Source organism: Amycolatopsis sp. NBC_00348 (assembly GCF_036114655.1).
Taxonomy (GTDB): Bacteria; Actinomycetota; Actinomycetes; order Mycobacteriales; family Pseudonocardiaceae; genus Amycolatopsis.
In genome coordinates, this window is record NZ_CP107994.1 from 3,784,012 (window position 1) to 3,798,656 (window position 14,645).

Below are 14,645 nucleotides of genomic sequence, written 5' to 3' on the forward strand. Positions count from 1 at the left end.
GTGAACGCTCGGGAACGCATCCAGGAACTCGCCGATCGGATCGTCGTCATGCGCGACGCCTACTACCGGGGCTCGCCCACGGTGGCGGACGCGGAGTACGACGCCGTCGAGGACGAGCTGCGTGGCCTGATCGAGGCGAACCCGGACCTCGCGCCGGACCCGAACCCGCTGGACCAGGTGGGCGCCCCCGCGGTGCTGCACGCGCCGATCCGGCACTCGCGCCCGATGCTGTCGCTGGAGAAGGCGACCCGGCCGGAGCAGGTCGTGGCGTTCTTCGAGCGCTTCCCCGGCCAGCCGGTGGTCGTCATGCCGAAGCTGGACGGCCTGTCGCTGGCGCTGGTCTACGAGAAGGGCCGGCTGGCCCGCGCGATCACCCGCGGCGACGGCACGACCGGCGACGACGTCACGAAGCTCGTGCGGGCGCTGACCGACGGCATCCCGGACCGCGTCGACGCCCCGGGCCGCGTCGAGGTGCGCGGCGAGGCCGTGATGCTGCGGTCCACCTTCGCCGCCTACAACACCGCGCACCCGGACAAGCCGCTGATCAACCCGCGCAACGCCGCCGCGGGCACGCTGCGGGCCAAGGACCCGGCCACCGTCGCCGGCCGGAACCTGCGGTTCTTCGCCTTCGACCTCTACACCGACCCCGACAGCGCGGAAACCGACCTCGGCAGCGCACTGGCGTCCCTCGGGTTCACCGCCGCGGACATGCGGCGCTGCACGGAGGCCGAGGCGGCGCAAGACGTGATCACCACGATCGAGCAGCAGCGCAACGACCTGGACTACGACCTCGACGGCGCCGTGCTGCGCCTGGCCGACCGGGACGCCTACGCAGCCGCCGGCACCCGGTCGAGCTCACCCCGTGGCGCGCTGGCGTTCAAGTTCGCCGCGGAAGAGAAGACCACGGTGCTGTCCGATGTGGTCTGGGACGTCGGCAAGACGGGCAAGATCGCCCCGGTCGCCTGGCTGGAGCCGGTGTTCGTGGGCGGCACCACGGTCACCCGTGCGACCCTGGCCAACCAGGAGGTCATCCGCGCCCGCGGCATCAAGATCGGCGACACGGTGCTGGTGCGCCGCGCCGGTGACGTGATCCCGTTCGTCGCCGGGGTGCTCGACGCGTCGAAGCGCACGGGCGCGGAGCAGGAGATCGTGCCTCCGACGGTGTGCCCGTCGTGCGGCCATCCACTGACCGAGCAGGGCAACAGCCGGGAACTGTTCTGCACCAACGTCTCCTGCCCCGCCCAGACCGTCCGGCGGCTGATCCACTGGGCATCACGCGCCGCGGCGGACATCGACGCCATCGGCGGCGTCTGGATCGAACGGCTGGCGGAGACGGGGATCCTGGAGCAGCCGTCGGACTTCTACGGGCTGACCAAGGAAACCCTGCTGGAGTACGACCGCATCGGCGAGGTCTCGGCCACCAGGATGATCGAGTCGATCGACACGAGCCGCCAGGTCGGCCTACGGCGAGCGCTGATCGGCCTGGCGATCCCGATGGCGTCGGAAGGCACCGCCGCCCGCCTGTGCCGAGCCGGATTCGGTTCCCTGGAAGACGTAGCGGACGCGGGCTTAGATGGCCTGGTCGCGGTGGAAGACATCGGCCCGAAGGTGGCGACGTCCCTGATCGAGCACCTCACCCGGCTGCGCCCGGAACTCGAGCGGCTGCGCGAGGCGGGAGTGTCATTGGACGTACGCGAGGAGGACCTCCCCCCGGTAGTAGCGGCGGGCGCCCCGTTGGCGGGCAAGACGGTGGTGATCACGGGCGGCATCAACGACCCGCGTTCGGGCGAGAAGGTCCCCCGCCCGACATTCCAGCGCCTGTGCGAAAAAGCGGGCGCCACCACGGCATCCTCAGTCTCGGCAACCACGGACTTGCTCATCACGGGCGCCGACGTCGGAGCGAGCAAGCTGACAAAGGCGGAGAAGCTAGGAGTAGAGGTAATGGACCAGAGCGAGATCTGGCCCCTACTGATCAACGCCGGCATCGTCTAGCCCCGGGTCGCGGCCGCCCGGCCCACGCGGTGGCCACTCCCGGCGGCAATTTGGCCGCTCCAATCGCACGCTGGCCGCTCCCGGCAGCTTGTCGGCCGCGGGCCGTCGATCGGTCTGCCGTGAGGGGCACCCTCAGGGACATAAGAGCCATGAGGGTGCCCCTCACGGCTTTGCCCTGGCGACCCGACCGGCTCCGTGCGATGGCGCGCTTTGCCACTCCCGACGGCATGTTGGCCCGCCGGGCAGCACGCTGGCCACCCCCGGCGGTGCGCCTTACCGCTCCTGACGGCATGTTGGGCGCGCCGGTCAGCACGCTGGCCGCTCCAGTCAACGTTGGCCGCTCCCGGCGGCGTGCCAGCCGCGGGCCGTCGGACCGGTTGTCGTGAGGGGCACCCTCAGGGACACAAGAGCCATGAGGGTGCCCCTCACGGCTTTGGCCTGGGCAGCCGACCAAGCCCCCTTGCGGCGGCGCGCCTTCCGCTCCCGGCGGCGGGTTGGCCGCGTCGGTCGGCGAGTCGGCCGCTCTCGGCGGCGAGCTGACCGCCCCCGGCGGGCATGTTCGCCGGGGGCGGTCGCGAGGCCGCGAGGCCGACCATCCGGCCGTCGAGTTCTGTCGCTGGTTGTCGTGAGTGTTTAGGAGGGTTCTAACCCTCCTAAACACTCACGACAACCCGCCCGCAAGCTGACGGTCACTTTTCCAGCAGGGCCTTGAGTTCCTCGTCTATCAGCAGGTCCGGGTCGAACTTCATGCCCGCGAAGTGGCCCGCCAGTTCCAGGGACAGCACGCCGTGCAGGCGGGTCCAGAACGCCAGCGCTCGGTGCAGTGTCGCGGCCCCCGCCGGGTGGTCTGCGGCCCAGTCGCGGTGGGTCTCCAGGTGCTTGTCGAACGGGGTCGACGCGCGGTCCTGTGGGAGCACGCCGGCCGCGTCCAGGAGCACCGTCATGACCTCGAACGAGATCGCCGTGATGTCGTCCGGGGCGTGGTAGCCCGGGACCGGGGTGCCGTAGATGAGGAAGTAGCGCTGCGGGTCGCTCCGCGCCCAGTCCCGTACGACGTGGGCCAATGCCGCCAGGTCCGCGCCTGCGGAGCGGGCCGCGCGGACCGTGTCGGCGAGGCTTCGGTATGCGTCGCGGATCAGGGCGGTGATCAGCTCGTCGCGGCTCGCGAAGTAGCGGTACAGCGCGGGGCCGCTCATGCCCACCTGCTTGGCGATCGCGTTGAGCGACAGCGCCGGCACGCCCGCCGCGGCGATCTGCTCCCACGCGTGCTGCTTGATCTCCGCGCGCACCTGAGCCCGGTACCGCTCACGGGGGCTCTGACCAGCTGGGTCCGTCATGAGTTAGAGGCTATCACTTTTACTATTGACACTCACGCCAACGTAGTTATAGCTTCTAACCAACACGACGACCACTAACAAGGAGTACCCGATGAGCTTCCGTTCCGCGCTGATCGCGATCCCGCTGGCCGCCGCCGGGATGTTCGGCGTCACCGCCGCCACCCCGGCCGAAGCGGCGACGAGCCTGACCTGCCACGGCACCGGCATCGACCCCGCCGCCCAGCTCCACTACCGGACCGAGACGCTGATCAAGGCGCCCCTGAGCACCGTCTGGAAACTGCACACCGCCGTCGAGGGCTGGCCGTCCTGGCAGGACGCCGTCACCAGCGTGAAGCGGCTCGACCCCGGCCCGCTGCGGCCGGGCTCGCGGTTCCGGTGGACCACCCCGGCCCCGGCCACGCCCACCACCCCCGCGACGACCCTCGTCATCACCTCGACCGTCCAGCAGGTCACGCCCGGCCGGTGCATCCGCTGGACCGGGCCGGCGATCGGCGACGGCCTGAGCATCGACCGCGGCGTCCACGTCTGGAACTTCACGCCGGTGCGCGGCGGCGTCCTCGTCCGCACCGAGGAGAGCTGGACCGGCAAGCAGATCGAAGCCGACCCGGCCACGGCCATCCAGTACCTCGCCCCGGGCCTCGACGCCTGGCTGGCCGCGCTCAAGACGACCGCCGAAGCCTGCTGAAACCCCGCAACCGTCAGGAGAAACCGATGACCACCGCCACCGCCCGCAAGACCTCGCTCGCCGTCCTCGTCGCGGCCTGGACCGTCCCGGTCTTCGTCGCCGGGCAGTTCGCCCTGCTCTCCGGGATCCCGATCATCGTCATGCTGATCGGCACGCTGCGCGAACCCCGCCTGCGCGCCGTCCGCTGGCCGACCGCCGCCCTCACCGCGGTCTACGCCGGCTCGCTCGCGTTCTGGCTGCTCGGCCCGAGCGACGCGCCGAGCCTGTCGAAGTTCCTGAGCCCGGTCGCCACCGGCGTGTTCACCGCGGTCGGCGTCGCGACCGCGATCGCCCACCACGTCGCCCGGCGGCGCTCGACCACGAAGTAGCTCAGGCCTCGCCCGCGAACTCCGGGAGCGCCGCGAGCCCGGCTTCGACGAGTCCCGCCGCGCGCCCGACGTCGGCCGAGACCAGGTCCTCGACCTCCTCGGCCGTGCGGGTGACGTCGAGGTGCTTGGCCATCGACCGGAACTGGATCTGCCAGAGCGCGACGAGCGCGGTGGCCAGCACCCGCGGTTCCGGGTCGTCCGGGGTGGTGCCGGCCCGCTCGGCCAGCGCCTCGGCGGCGACCACGACGAGCTGTTCGGTCATCTCCAGGCGGTGCGCGCGCAGGGCCGGCGTGGTCGCGATCAACAGCCCGAACCGCCGGGACTTCGTGACCGCCTCGGCCGGGTCGTCCTGCTCCGCGAGCCAGGACAGGACGGCGGCGCGCTCCTCCGCGAGGATCCGCAACGTCGCTTCGACCGGGGACACGCCGGGCTCGGCCAGGTCGGACCGCAACGCGGTCAGCGCCGCGTCCGGGTGGTCGAGGATCAGCGACTCCTTGGTCGGGAAGTAGTTGAAGACGGTCTTCTCCGACACCCCGCACGCCTCGGCGATCTCCGCCACGCGCACGGCGTCGAAGCCCCGCTCGACGAACATCTCCGTCGCCGTGTCCGAGAGCTGCTGACGCATCAGCCGCTTCTTGCGCTCGCGCAGTCCCTCGACCTCGGGCTCCCCGTTGCGCCGGGTGCGCGAGGCCGCCCAGTTCACCGTTCGCGGACTCATGGCACCAGCTTAGTGCACCGCCCGGATATTTTCTGCTACAGTAATTTTTCAGTGACCGAAGACTGGTTGCTTCCTCCCGAAGTCCCCACGGAGAAACGAGTCTTGTGATGGACCCTGTCCACAACCCGATCAGCCGCGGCGCGCTCCTGCTGCTCCGGGCGAGCGCCGTCGTGGCGGCCGTGCTCGCCTGCCTGCAGCCGGTGCTGGCCGGCGCCTTCCTGCAGGGCCACTATTCGATGCTGTCCGCACACCGCATGTCGGGCATGCTCTTCGCGCTGGCCCTGCTGCCGACGCTGGCGGCGGCGCTGGTCGTGTGGCGCGGGGGCCGCGGGCCGGGCCGCCCCGCCCTGTTCGCCGCACTGGCGCTCGTGCTCTGCGCCGCGCAGATCGTGCTGGGCTTCACCCGGGACCTGGCCGTCCACGTGCCGCTCGGCGCCGTACTGCTCTACCTCGTCGTGCGGATCGTCATGCTCTCGTGGGCCAAGCAGCCGGTGGCGCGTTACGCCGGGGTCCCGGCGTGAGCCCCGGGATGAGCCGTCGCCGCTTCCTCGGCGTCGGCACCGTGGCCCTGGCCGGCGCCGGCGCGCTCGCCGTCGCCGGGACGCCGTTCCTGCGCGAGCTGTTCGCCGACGGCCAGCCCGGGCTGCTGCTGTCGAGCCGGGCCCCGGTGCCGACGGCGTTCCGCGCCGAACTGCCGATCCCGCCGGTGCTCGCGCCGGTGCGCAGCGACGCGACGACGGACTTCTACGAGATCGTCCAGCGCCCGGCGTCGCTGGGCATCCTGCCCGGGCTGACCACCGAGGCGTGGACCTACCAGGGCAGCTTTCCCGGCCCCACCTTGCGAACGCCCGCCGGGCGCAAGGCCGTCGTGAAGCACACCAACCAGCTGCCGCACCCGACCGTGGTGCACCTGCACGGCGGGCACACCCCGGCCGACAGCGACGGCTACCCCACCGAGCTCGTGCACCCCGTCGGCGGCGAGCAGACGAGCGCCACGCCGGGCATGGCCGCGATGTCGGCGATGGCGGGCATGGCGAAGATCGACACCGGCGGCGGGCAAACCAGCCGGACGCACACGTACCCGCTCGACCAGCGCGCCGCGACGCTCTGGTACCACGACCACCGGATGGGCTTCACCGCCGCCAACGTGTGGCAGGGACTGGCCGGGTTCCACCTCGTGACGGACGACGAAGAGGCGGCTTTGCCGCTACCACAAGGGAAGCGGGACATCCCGCTGATGATCTGCGACCGGTCGTTCGGCGCGGACGGCAGCTTCACCTACCCCGCACTCGCCGGCGGCCAGCAACTGCCCGGCGTCTCACCGGCCTACATGGACGGCGTGCTCGGCGACGTCATCCTCGTCAACGGCGCGCCGTGGCCGGTGCTGCGCGCCGACCGCGCCTGGTACCGCTTCCGGATCCTCAACGGCTCCAACGCCCGCCGGTATTCGCTGGCGCTGGACCCGCAGCCGCCGGGCGGCGGCGCCCTGGTCCAGATCGGCGGCGACGGCGGCCTGCTGGCGAGCCCGCTGACGCACGACAGCATCGACGTCTCCCCCGCCGAACGCTTCGACGTCGTGATCGACTTCGCCCGCTACGCGCCGGGCACCCGCGTCCGGCTCGTCAACAAGCTCGGCTCCGGCGCGACGGCCGAGGTGATGTGCTTCGACGTCGGCACCGACGGCCGGGTGGCCGACGACAGCCACGTCCCGGCGAAGCTGTCGGAGGTCGCCGTCCTGAACCGGACCAGCGCCACCACGACGCGGGACTTCCTGTTCCAGAAGTCTTCAGGTTCCTGGACGATCAACGGCGCCCCGTACACGCCGGGCCGCGACCTGGCCCGCGCCAAGCTGGGCACGACGGAGATCTGGCGCTTCACGAGCGACGTCCACCACCCGGTGCACCTGCACCTGAACCACTTCCAGGTGCTGAGCCGCAACGGCCACGCGCCGGGCCCGTACGACGCGGGCTGGAAGGACACGGTCGACGTCCGCCCCTCGGAGGCGGTCGAGGTGGCGGTGAAGTTCACCGACTACGCGGGCCGGTACATGCTGCACTGCCACAATCTCGAACACGAGGACATGGCGATGATGGCGGACTTCTCGACGGAGTAACGCGCACGCGACGACGGCCCACCCGGGGTTTCCGGGTGGGCCGTTCCGTCACCCCCGTCTAGCCGGGGTGTCCGATGTGGATGGTCAGCCGCCGAGGATCGCGAGGATCTGGTTCAGCAAGTTGACCAGCGCCTGCAGGTTGCTCAAGGGGCCCGGGTCGAGCAGGCCCGCGATCGCGCACAGGAGGTTGCCCAGCAGGTTGCCGGGACCGGCGTCGGCCGTGATGTTCAGGTGCACCTGGTTCAGGTGCACGACCAGGCCGAGCAGGTCGAGGTCGAGCGGGCCGAGCACCAGGTCGAGGATCTGGCAGGACGCCGCGGCGACGCCGACCGGAACGGTGACGGCCTGGGAAACGGTGCCGACCTGCTGGCCGGCGGAGTCGACCATGGTCAGGTCGGCGACGCCGTTGGCGAGGGTGCTGGTGCCATCGGTGGTGAAGCCGGTCGGCGTGAAGCTGCCGACCGCCGTGCCGGTGCCGCCCGACGCGTCGGTGAACGTGCCGGTGATCGGCGCGGTCAGCGCCGGAGCGGCCTGGGCCGCCGGGGCCGGAGCCGCGGAAGCCGTGCCCGCACCGGCGAAGAAGCCGACGAGAGCCGTGACCAGCAGGGCGACGACCGCGGAGCGGCCGAGCTTTCCGATTCTCACTGTTGTGCTCCTTTCGAAGTCCGAATTCGACTTGCTAGGAATGCACCGAAAGACCCCATCGAAAACCGGATGCGGCCGGAAACCGCAGTGAGCAATCTCAACTGATCGACACGTCCGCGAACCGTAACCAATCCGGTCGCCGGTCGTCTACACCACTCGATGTCCGTTCGTGGCGAATAAGTAGAGGCGGGAAGCCTGCGCACCGTCCCTAAAGGACAATGTATCACAATCGCGGATTCCTCGTCACGGAATTGTGTTGGACTGATTGCCCCCGCGGCTGCGTCCGAATGCCGCAGGCCGCCGTCAGTGCCGGGACAACGCGACGTCGACGAGGCGGTGCGGCCGCAGGCTCACCGGGCCGATCAGGCCGGACGCGAGCACCTCGCTCCGCGCGTTCGCCCCGGTGTTGGTGACCCGCACGCGTACTTTGTTCCGGCCGGCGCGCAGTGCCGCCGTGACGTCCACTCGGTACGGCGCCCACAACCGGGATCCGAGCGGCTTCCCGTTGACCTCGATTTCGGCCACCTCGTGGACTTCGCCGAGGTCAAGCGTCCACTTGCGACCGGACAACGTCGCCGCCGTGACATCGAAGTCCTTTTCGTACCAAGCCGATCCCGAATACGCCGGGTCCACGTCGGTCCAGGAACCCAGAGGACGCGTTATCGCCGAAGCGTCCGGACGATCGAAGCGGAACACCCAGTCCCCGCCGAACGGAATGGCCGTGAGCGGATCGGAAACCGTGGCCGTTCCGGAAAACGTCCGGCCACCCCCATTCACAGTAACGCCGACCGATCCCGGGGCGATCACGCGCAAGGTCGCGGCCCGGCCGTCGGCGCGCACCCGCTCCACCGGCGCCGACGCGCTCACCGCGTGCGCGGGTTCGGCTTCCGCGCGGAACACGACCAGCAGCGTGGCTTTCGGTTCCAGGCGCAGGACGGTCGCCGTGCTCCCGGACGTCGCTCGCCGCCAGACGCCCACCGGTGCTGTCGTGCCGGTGTCGGGGTCCCACACCTCGGGCACGCCGGTCGCCGGGAACGTCGCGGTCAGCTCCACGGCGTCGGCGCGCTCGTTGAGCACGACGAACAGCGGCCGACCGGCACTTTCCAGACGCAGCACCCGGACGTCGTCGTGGCGCGGCTCCAGCCTCGCCGCCGCGCCACCCGCGGCGGCCACCGCGGCTGCGGCCGCCACCGGGTCGGCCGCCCGGACCGCCGTGCGCGCGGCGAACAACTCGGTCAGCGCGGCCCGCAGGCCCGCGTCGTTCCCGCCGGCCTCCCGGCTCGGCGGTGCGCCGACGAGAACCACCGTGCCGCCGCCGCGGACGAACCGGATCAGCGTCCGCACGGTCCCGACGGCCAGGATCGGCGTCCGGGGCACCACGACGATCCCGTACGCCTGCTGCCCGACGACCAGCTTCGCGCCGGCCGGCTGGGCGTGCGTCCGCAGCGCCGGGTCGGCGTCGAGCGCGCCTTCGTCGAGGAAGTCGAAGTCGACCTGGACGTCCTCCAGCGCGTGGGCGGTGGTCAGGAACGCCGTGTCGAGGTCGGCCATCGCCGGGGTGTCCTGTGTGGACTCGACGGCGCGTTGCGGCTGGATCAGCGCGGTGCGGGCACGGGCCGGTGCGCGGCACGCTTCCATCAGCCGGCCGATCCAGTCGTTGAGCGGCGCGGACACCGCCCACCACGGGTTGGCCGGCTGGAACGGCGGCGGGTAGACGATCTGGTTCTCGTCGCTGAACCGCGCGTGCAGCAGCGTGTGGTTGACCCCGCGCACGGCGAATGCGCCGACCACCTCGCGGACGAACGACGGCGTGACCGGCCAGCCGGTGCCGCCCATCGCCTCCAGGTAGACGCGCTCCAGCCCGAGCTGGTGCGCGGTGCTGGCCGGCCAGCGCGACAGCGTGCGGTGGTAACCCCGCTGGTAGTGGTCGAAGATCAGGTCGGTGCCCGGCACCTGCGCCCACTGGTTGTTCGTGTTCAGGTTGCCGGAGCTGCGCAGCTGCTCACCCGGGCCGTACTCGTCCCACAGCGGGTTGGAGATCAGCTTCAGCCCGCGCGCGCCGAGCCACTGGCCTTGGCTCTTGTAGTACGCGGCCGCGAACCGGTTGCTCACCGCGCGCCAGAACACGCCGCGCAGTCGCAGACCGGCGTCGCCGAGACCGGCGTCGTGCACCGCGGTCAGCGCGACGCCCGGCGACGTCCCGAGCGCGTGCAGCTCCGCGTCCAGCGTGGGCGACCACGGCACCGTGTTGAACGGCCCGTCGGCCGAAGCGAGGTAGGGCTCGTCGTCGGCGAAACCGCGCAGGACCGCGCCCGGCGCCCACGGGAACCGGCGCACGTACTCCCCCGGCACGGCGTCGAGGAACAGCCGCACGGCTTCGTCGTCGAGCAGGTCGAGGTAGGCGCGGCCGGTGCCGGTGGGCGTGCTCAGGTCGCGGACGGTGAACAGGTCCAGCTGCCAGGTCCCGGCGGGCGGCGTCCACGTGCCGCCCGCGCGGGCCTGCGCGGTCAGGTCCACCAGCGTGGCGGGATCCGTCGAGGACGCCGGCCGGGCCGCCGCGGCGACCAGCGGCACGCCGGTCGCGGGCAGGTCGAAGCCGTCGAGCGCGGCAGCGCTGTCAAACGTCTCGGCGTAGAGGACGCCGCCGGTCGCGTCGCGCACGGTCAGGCTGTCCCACGACGACCGCTGGGACGCCACCGAGCGCACGCCCACCCGGCCGGTCGCGTACTTGAGGCCGTCCACCGCGGGCTGCGCGACGCCGTCCAGCGTCACGGTCAAACTCGTTCCACGGACGCGCACGGCCAGTTCGTGGTCCGCGGCCGGGTCGAAGCCCGGGACCGCTGTGCCGCCCCGGAGCTGGGTGAACGCGCCGCCGGTCTGCTGCCAGACGTCGACGGCGCCGTCGCTGCGCAGGTCGGCCAGGACGCCGTTGTCCGCGTCGGTGCTGCGCACCATGAGCCCGGCCGTCGCGCTTTCCACGCGGACCTTCGCCACGACGTCGTAGTCCTGCCACCCGGCCCCCTCGCGCAGCAGGGTGACGCCGTCGCGGGCCGCGGCGTCGACCAGCAACCGCCCGCCCGACACCGAGAGTCCCCGGCTCACCAGCGGCACCGGCACCCCGCCGGGGACGGTCAGGACCTGGCGCCCGACGCCCTTGAGGCGCAGGTCGGGCCGCGGCTGGTAGACGCGGTCGCCGACCTTCCCGCCGTCGACGACGAGCCCGCCCGCGCGGCCGCTCGGGAAGTAGTCGTCGTTGAACAGCCACAGGTGCATGCCGTGCCGCTGCGCCTCGCGCAGGGTGAACTCGATGATCGTGAACCAGTCTTCGGTGAAGAACGCCGGTTTCAGCGCCGCCGTGTCGAACGGGAAGACCAGGACCTCGTGCACGCCCTTGTCGCGCAGGTCCGCCAGCCCGTCGGCCACCAGCGCGGTGGTGACGGTGCCGTTCCAGAACCACAGCACGGTGGGCCGCGAGTCCGGCCGCGGGTCGGCGAACCGGCCCGCCGCGCCGTCGGTTTCCGGTGCGGCGTAGGCGATCGGCCACCCGCCGGCCGTGCCGGCGATGGCCGCGGCCGAGGCGAGCGCGAGCGCGCGCCGCCGGGACAGCCGGAACTCCCCGCCGATCGACGTGGTGTGCACCGGGTCGTTTTCGATCACCGTTGATCCCCCGACCGTGGATTGAAACGATTCAAGACACGGCGGAAGTTACGTGATGCCGGTCATACCCGTCAAGGCATGACCGGCATCCTGTCCGACGGGACAGCCCTATCGGCTCACCGCGTCAGGATCGCCGGGTCGCTGGTGCCGGGGCGGCCGGTCTCGACGTGCCCGGCCAGCCGGCGCAGGAACTTCGGGTCCTGGTCCGACGTCACCGAGACGTCGTACCAGTCGTTGCTCCGCCCGGTGTCCACCCGTTCGACGACCCGCGCGCCCGGCCGCAGCCGCCGGGTCGTCGAGCGCCGCCCGTAGGCGTCCGCGATCGTCAGCCGGACGGTGTCGGACCCGGTGTTGGTCAGGGTCAGCTCGACGCAGCCGCCGTCCTGGCGCGCGCTCACCTCGGGCCCGGCCGCGGTGCCCCGGAACTGCCGCAGGAAGCTGTTCGGGCCGTGGGCGGTGAAGTCGTACCCGCCGGTCGCGGGCAGCGCGCCGGACAGCGAGCGGCCCGCGCCCGCGGTGTAGGTCCGCGGGTCGGCCGACGGCGACGTCACGACGAACGCCGCGCCCGCCCGGCCGTGGTTGGCGAATATCAGCGTCAGCTGGTCACCGTGCACCCGGGCGTCGGCCGCCAGGTCGTACGGCAGCGCCCGCGCCGGCCGCAACCCGCGTTCCTGCTTGGGCAGCACGCCCTTCGCGGGCACCGCGGGCACGTAGTCCGGGTGCCGCTCGCGGTCCGGCGGCCGGTAGGCGGCCGTGTCCGGCAGCCGCGGCACGTGGGTGTCGGCGCGCGCGAAGTCGAACGCCGACGTCAGGTCGCCGCAGACCGAGCGCCGCCACGGCGTGATGTTCGGTTCCCGCACCCCGAACCGCCGTTCGATGAACCGGATGATCGACGTGTGGTCGAACGTCTCGGAGCACACCCAGCCGCCCTTGCTCCACGGCGACACGACCATCATCGGCACGCGCTGGCCGAGGCCGTACGGGCCGGCCGGGTTCGAGGCCGACCCCGCGAAGATCTCGCCGGTCGTGTCCACAGTGGACTGCCCGGCCGTCGCGTACGGCGGGAGCACGTGGTCGAAGAAGCCGTCGTTCTCGTCGTAGGTGACCAGCAGCGCGGTCTTGCTCCAGACCTCCGGGTTCGCGGTGAGCGCGTCGAGCACCTGCGCCAGGTACCAGGCACCGTAGTTGGTCGGCCAGTTCGGGTGCTCGCAGAACGCCTCCGGCGCCGTGATCCACGAGACCTGCGGCAGCGTCCCGGCCTTGACGTCGGCGCGCAGCCGGTCGAAGTAGCCGTCGCCGGCCTTCGCGTTCGTGCCGGTGCGGGCCTTGTCGTAGAGCGGGTCGCCGGGCTTGGCGTTGCGGAAGGAGTTGAAGTACAGCAACGAGTTGTCGCCGTAGTTGCCGCGGTAGGCGTCGTCGATCCAGCCCCAGCCGCCGGCGGCGTCGAGGCCGTCGCCGACGTCCTGGTAGATCTTCCACGACACCCCGGCCTTCTCCAGCCGCTCGGGGTAGGTCGTCCAGGAATAGCCCTTTTCGTCGTTGCCCAGGACCGGCCCGCCGCCGGTGCCGTCGTTGCCGGTGAAGCCGGTCCACATGTAGTAGCGGTTCGGGTCGGTCGAGCCCATGAACGAGCAGTGGTAGGCGTCGCAGATCGTGAACGCGTCGGCCAGCGCGTAGTGGAACGGGATGTCCTCGCGCGTCAGGTACGCCATCGTGGTCGACCCCTTGGCGGGGACCCACTTGTCGTACTTGCCCCGGTTCCACGCCGTGTGCGTGTCGTTCCAGCTGTGCGGGAGGTCCTGGATGAACTGCAGGCCCAGGTTGTCCGCATCGGGGTGGAAGGGCAGGATGTCGCGACTGCCGTCGGACTGCGCCCAGACGGGTTTGCCGGACTGCAGCGTCGCCGGCCGCGGGTCGCCGAAGCCGCGGACGCCGCGCATGGTGCCGAAGTAGTGGTCGAACGACCGGTTCTCCTGCATCAGGACCACGATGTGCTCGACGTCGCGCAGGGTGCCCGTGCGGTGGTGGGCGGGGATCTCCGCCGCGCGGGCGATGCTGCCCGAAAGGACCGAAAGGGCGGCGGTGCCGCCGGTCAGCTGCAAGAACCGCCTGCGGTTGACGTCCGTCATGAGCACTCCGGAGGTGTGGTGGCCGGGATCCGCGCCAGTATCGCCCGCCCCGCCGGGAAACCACCACCGCCGCGGGGGAACACCGGGTGAAGCCCAGGTCAACGGCTCGTCAGACGAGCGTCTGCGTGCAGAGCACGATCGCCAGGTCGAGGCGCTCGGCGTCCTCGGTGCCCGGTTCGGCCGTGTAGACCATGATGCGCAGGTCGTCGGCGGCCACGATGAGCGTGTCGCAGTCGAGGGTGATGCGGCCGACCAGCGGGTGGTCGACGACCTTGTGCCTCGACGTCTCCTGGCTCGGCTCCGGGGCACCGGCGTCCCAGAGCTCGACGAACCGCGGGCTCCGCGACAGCTGGTCGACGAGCCGGGTGACGCTCCGGTCGGCCGGATACCGCGCCACGTTCAACCGCAGGTCGGCGACCAGTTGCGCCACGAAGCCGGCGTGTTCCTCCGGGGTGTGGACGGCGCGGGTGCCGGGGCCGGCGAGGTGGCGCCAGACGGCGTTGCGTTCGATCCCGCGCCAGGCCGTCGTCTCCCCCATGAGCGCGTCGTAGGGCGCGTTGGCGACGACGAGCGTCCAGGTGGCGTCGTAGACGGCGACCGGCGTGTGCGCCAGCCGGTCGAGCAGGCGCTGGACGCTCGGGGTGATCCGCGACGGGACGACGTCGAGCCCGGGCGCGACGTGCCCGGCCAGCCGGAACAGCAGGTCACGCTCGCCGTCGGCCAGCCGCAGGGCGCGCGCCAGCGCCTCCACGACCTGCACCGACGGCGACGTCGCCCGGCCCTGTTCGAGCCGGGTCAGGTAGTCGGCGGAGATCCCCGCGAGGCCGGCGAGCTCTTCGCGGCGCAGGCCGGTCGCCCGCCGGCGGCGGCCCACCGGCACCCCGGCCGTCTCGGGCGCGACGCGGTCGCGACAGCGGCGCACCATCCGGCCGAACTCCCACGTCTCCACGCCTCCAGTGTGCGCGACCGCGGCGGCCTTGTCCTGGCCCTGGCAGTCCTAC

11 protein-coding genes are annotated in these 14,645 nt (G+C 71.8%); 5 read left to right on the top strand and 6 right to left on the bottom strand.

The window, feature by feature from the left end:
* A complete protein-coding gene (gene ligA, locus OHS58_RS16225; RefSeq protein ID WP_328648827.1) occupies positions 1 to 1,992 on the top strand; it encodes an NAD-dependent DNA ligase LigA in 1,992 nt (663 codons plus the stop codon).
* Positions 1,993 to 2,681: 689 nt separating this feature from the next.
* Here the strand turns inward: ligA and OHS58_RS16230 are convergent.
* Complete coding sequence (locus tag OHS58_RS16230; RefSeq protein ID WP_326953796.1) at positions 2,682 to 3,329, bottom strand: TetR/AcrR family transcriptional regulator; 648 nt, start codon at positions 3,327 to 3,329, stop codon at positions 2,682 to 2,684.
* 91 nt (positions 3,330 to 3,420) lie between these two features.
* Here OHS58_RS16230 and OHS58_RS16235 point away from each other — a divergent pair, with 91 nt between their 5' ends.
* Both OHS58_RS16235 and OHS58_RS16240 read left to right on the top strand, forming a co-directional pair.
* The gene (locus tag OHS58_RS16235; RefSeq protein ID WP_328648828.1) at positions 3,421 to 4,014 is read left to right on the top strand and encodes an SRPBCC family protein; all 594 of its coding nucleotides are present in this window, start codon (positions 3,421 to 3,423) and stop codon (positions 4,012 to 4,014) included.
* A 26-nt stretch (positions 4,015 to 4,040) separates the two neighbouring features.
* Positions 4,041 to 4,382 (top strand): hypothetical protein, encoded by a 342-nt coding sequence (locus tag OHS58_RS16240; RefSeq protein ID WP_328648829.1) that lies wholly within the window; start codon positions 4,041 to 4,043, stop codon positions 4,380 to 4,382.
* A 1-nt stretch (position 4,383) separates the two neighbouring features.
* On the opposite strand, the gene OHS58_RS16245 is transcribed toward OHS58_RS16240, so the two are convergent.
* Positions 4,384 to 5,100 (bottom strand): TetR family transcriptional regulator, encoded by a 717-nt coding sequence (locus tag OHS58_RS16245; protein ID WP_326949027.1) that lies wholly within the window; start codon positions 5,098 to 5,100, stop codon positions 4,384 to 4,386.
* 107 nt (positions 5,101 to 5,207) lie between these two features.
* Between OHS58_RS16245 and OHS58_RS16250 the strand changes: the two genes are divergently transcribed.
* Together OHS58_RS16250 and OHS58_RS16255 are read left to right on the top strand one after the other, a co-directional pair.
* The gene (locus tag OHS58_RS16250; RefSeq protein ID WP_328648830.1) at positions 5,208 to 5,621 is read left to right on the top strand and encodes a hypothetical protein; all 414 of its coding nucleotides are present in this window, start codon (positions 5,208 to 5,210) and stop codon (positions 5,619 to 5,621) included.
* Positions 5,618 to 7,213, top strand: coding sequence for a multicopper oxidase family protein (locus OHS58_RS16255; RefSeq protein ID WP_328648831.1), 1,596 nt, complete (start codon positions 5,618 to 5,620; stop codon positions 7,211 to 7,213). The genes OHS58_RS16250 and OHS58_RS16255 overlap by 4 nt, the downstream gene beginning before the upstream one ends.
* A gap of 84 nt (positions 7,214 to 7,297) precedes the next feature.
* Here the strand turns inward: OHS58_RS16255 and OHS58_RS16260 are convergent, their stop codons facing one another.
* The 4 genes from OHS58_RS16260 to OHS58_RS16275 all read right to left on the bottom strand — a co-directional run bounded on the left by OHS58_RS16260 (position 7,298) and on the right by OHS58_RS16275 (position 14,593).
* Positions 7,298 to 7,858: a hypothetical protein gene (locus OHS58_RS16260; RefSeq protein ID WP_247064520.1), complete on the bottom strand. Its 561-nt coding sequence runs from the start codon at positions 7,856 to 7,858 to the stop codon at positions 7,298 to 7,300.
* A 303-nt stretch (positions 7,859 to 8,161) separates the two neighbouring features.
* A complete protein-coding gene (locus tag OHS58_RS16265; protein WP_328648832.1) occupies positions 8,162 to 11,515 on the bottom strand; it encodes a glycosylhydrolase-like jelly roll fold domain-containing protein in 3,354 nt (1,117 codons plus the stop codon).
* Positions 11,516 to 11,631: 116 nt separating this feature from the next.
* Positions 11,632 to 13,644: a phosphocholine-specific phospholipase C gene (locus OHS58_RS16270; protein ID WP_328648833.1), complete on the bottom strand. Its 2,013-nt coding sequence runs from the start codon at positions 13,642 to 13,644 to the stop codon at positions 11,632 to 11,634.
* Positions 13,645 to 13,753: 109 nt separating this feature from the next.
* Positions 13,754 to 14,593, bottom strand: a complete 840-nt coding sequence (locus OHS58_RS16275) for a helix-turn-helix transcriptional regulator (RefSeq protein ID WP_328648834.1) — start codon at positions 14,591 to 14,593, stop codon at positions 13,754 to 13,756.
* Positions 14,594 to 14,645 lie beyond the last annotated feature (52 nt).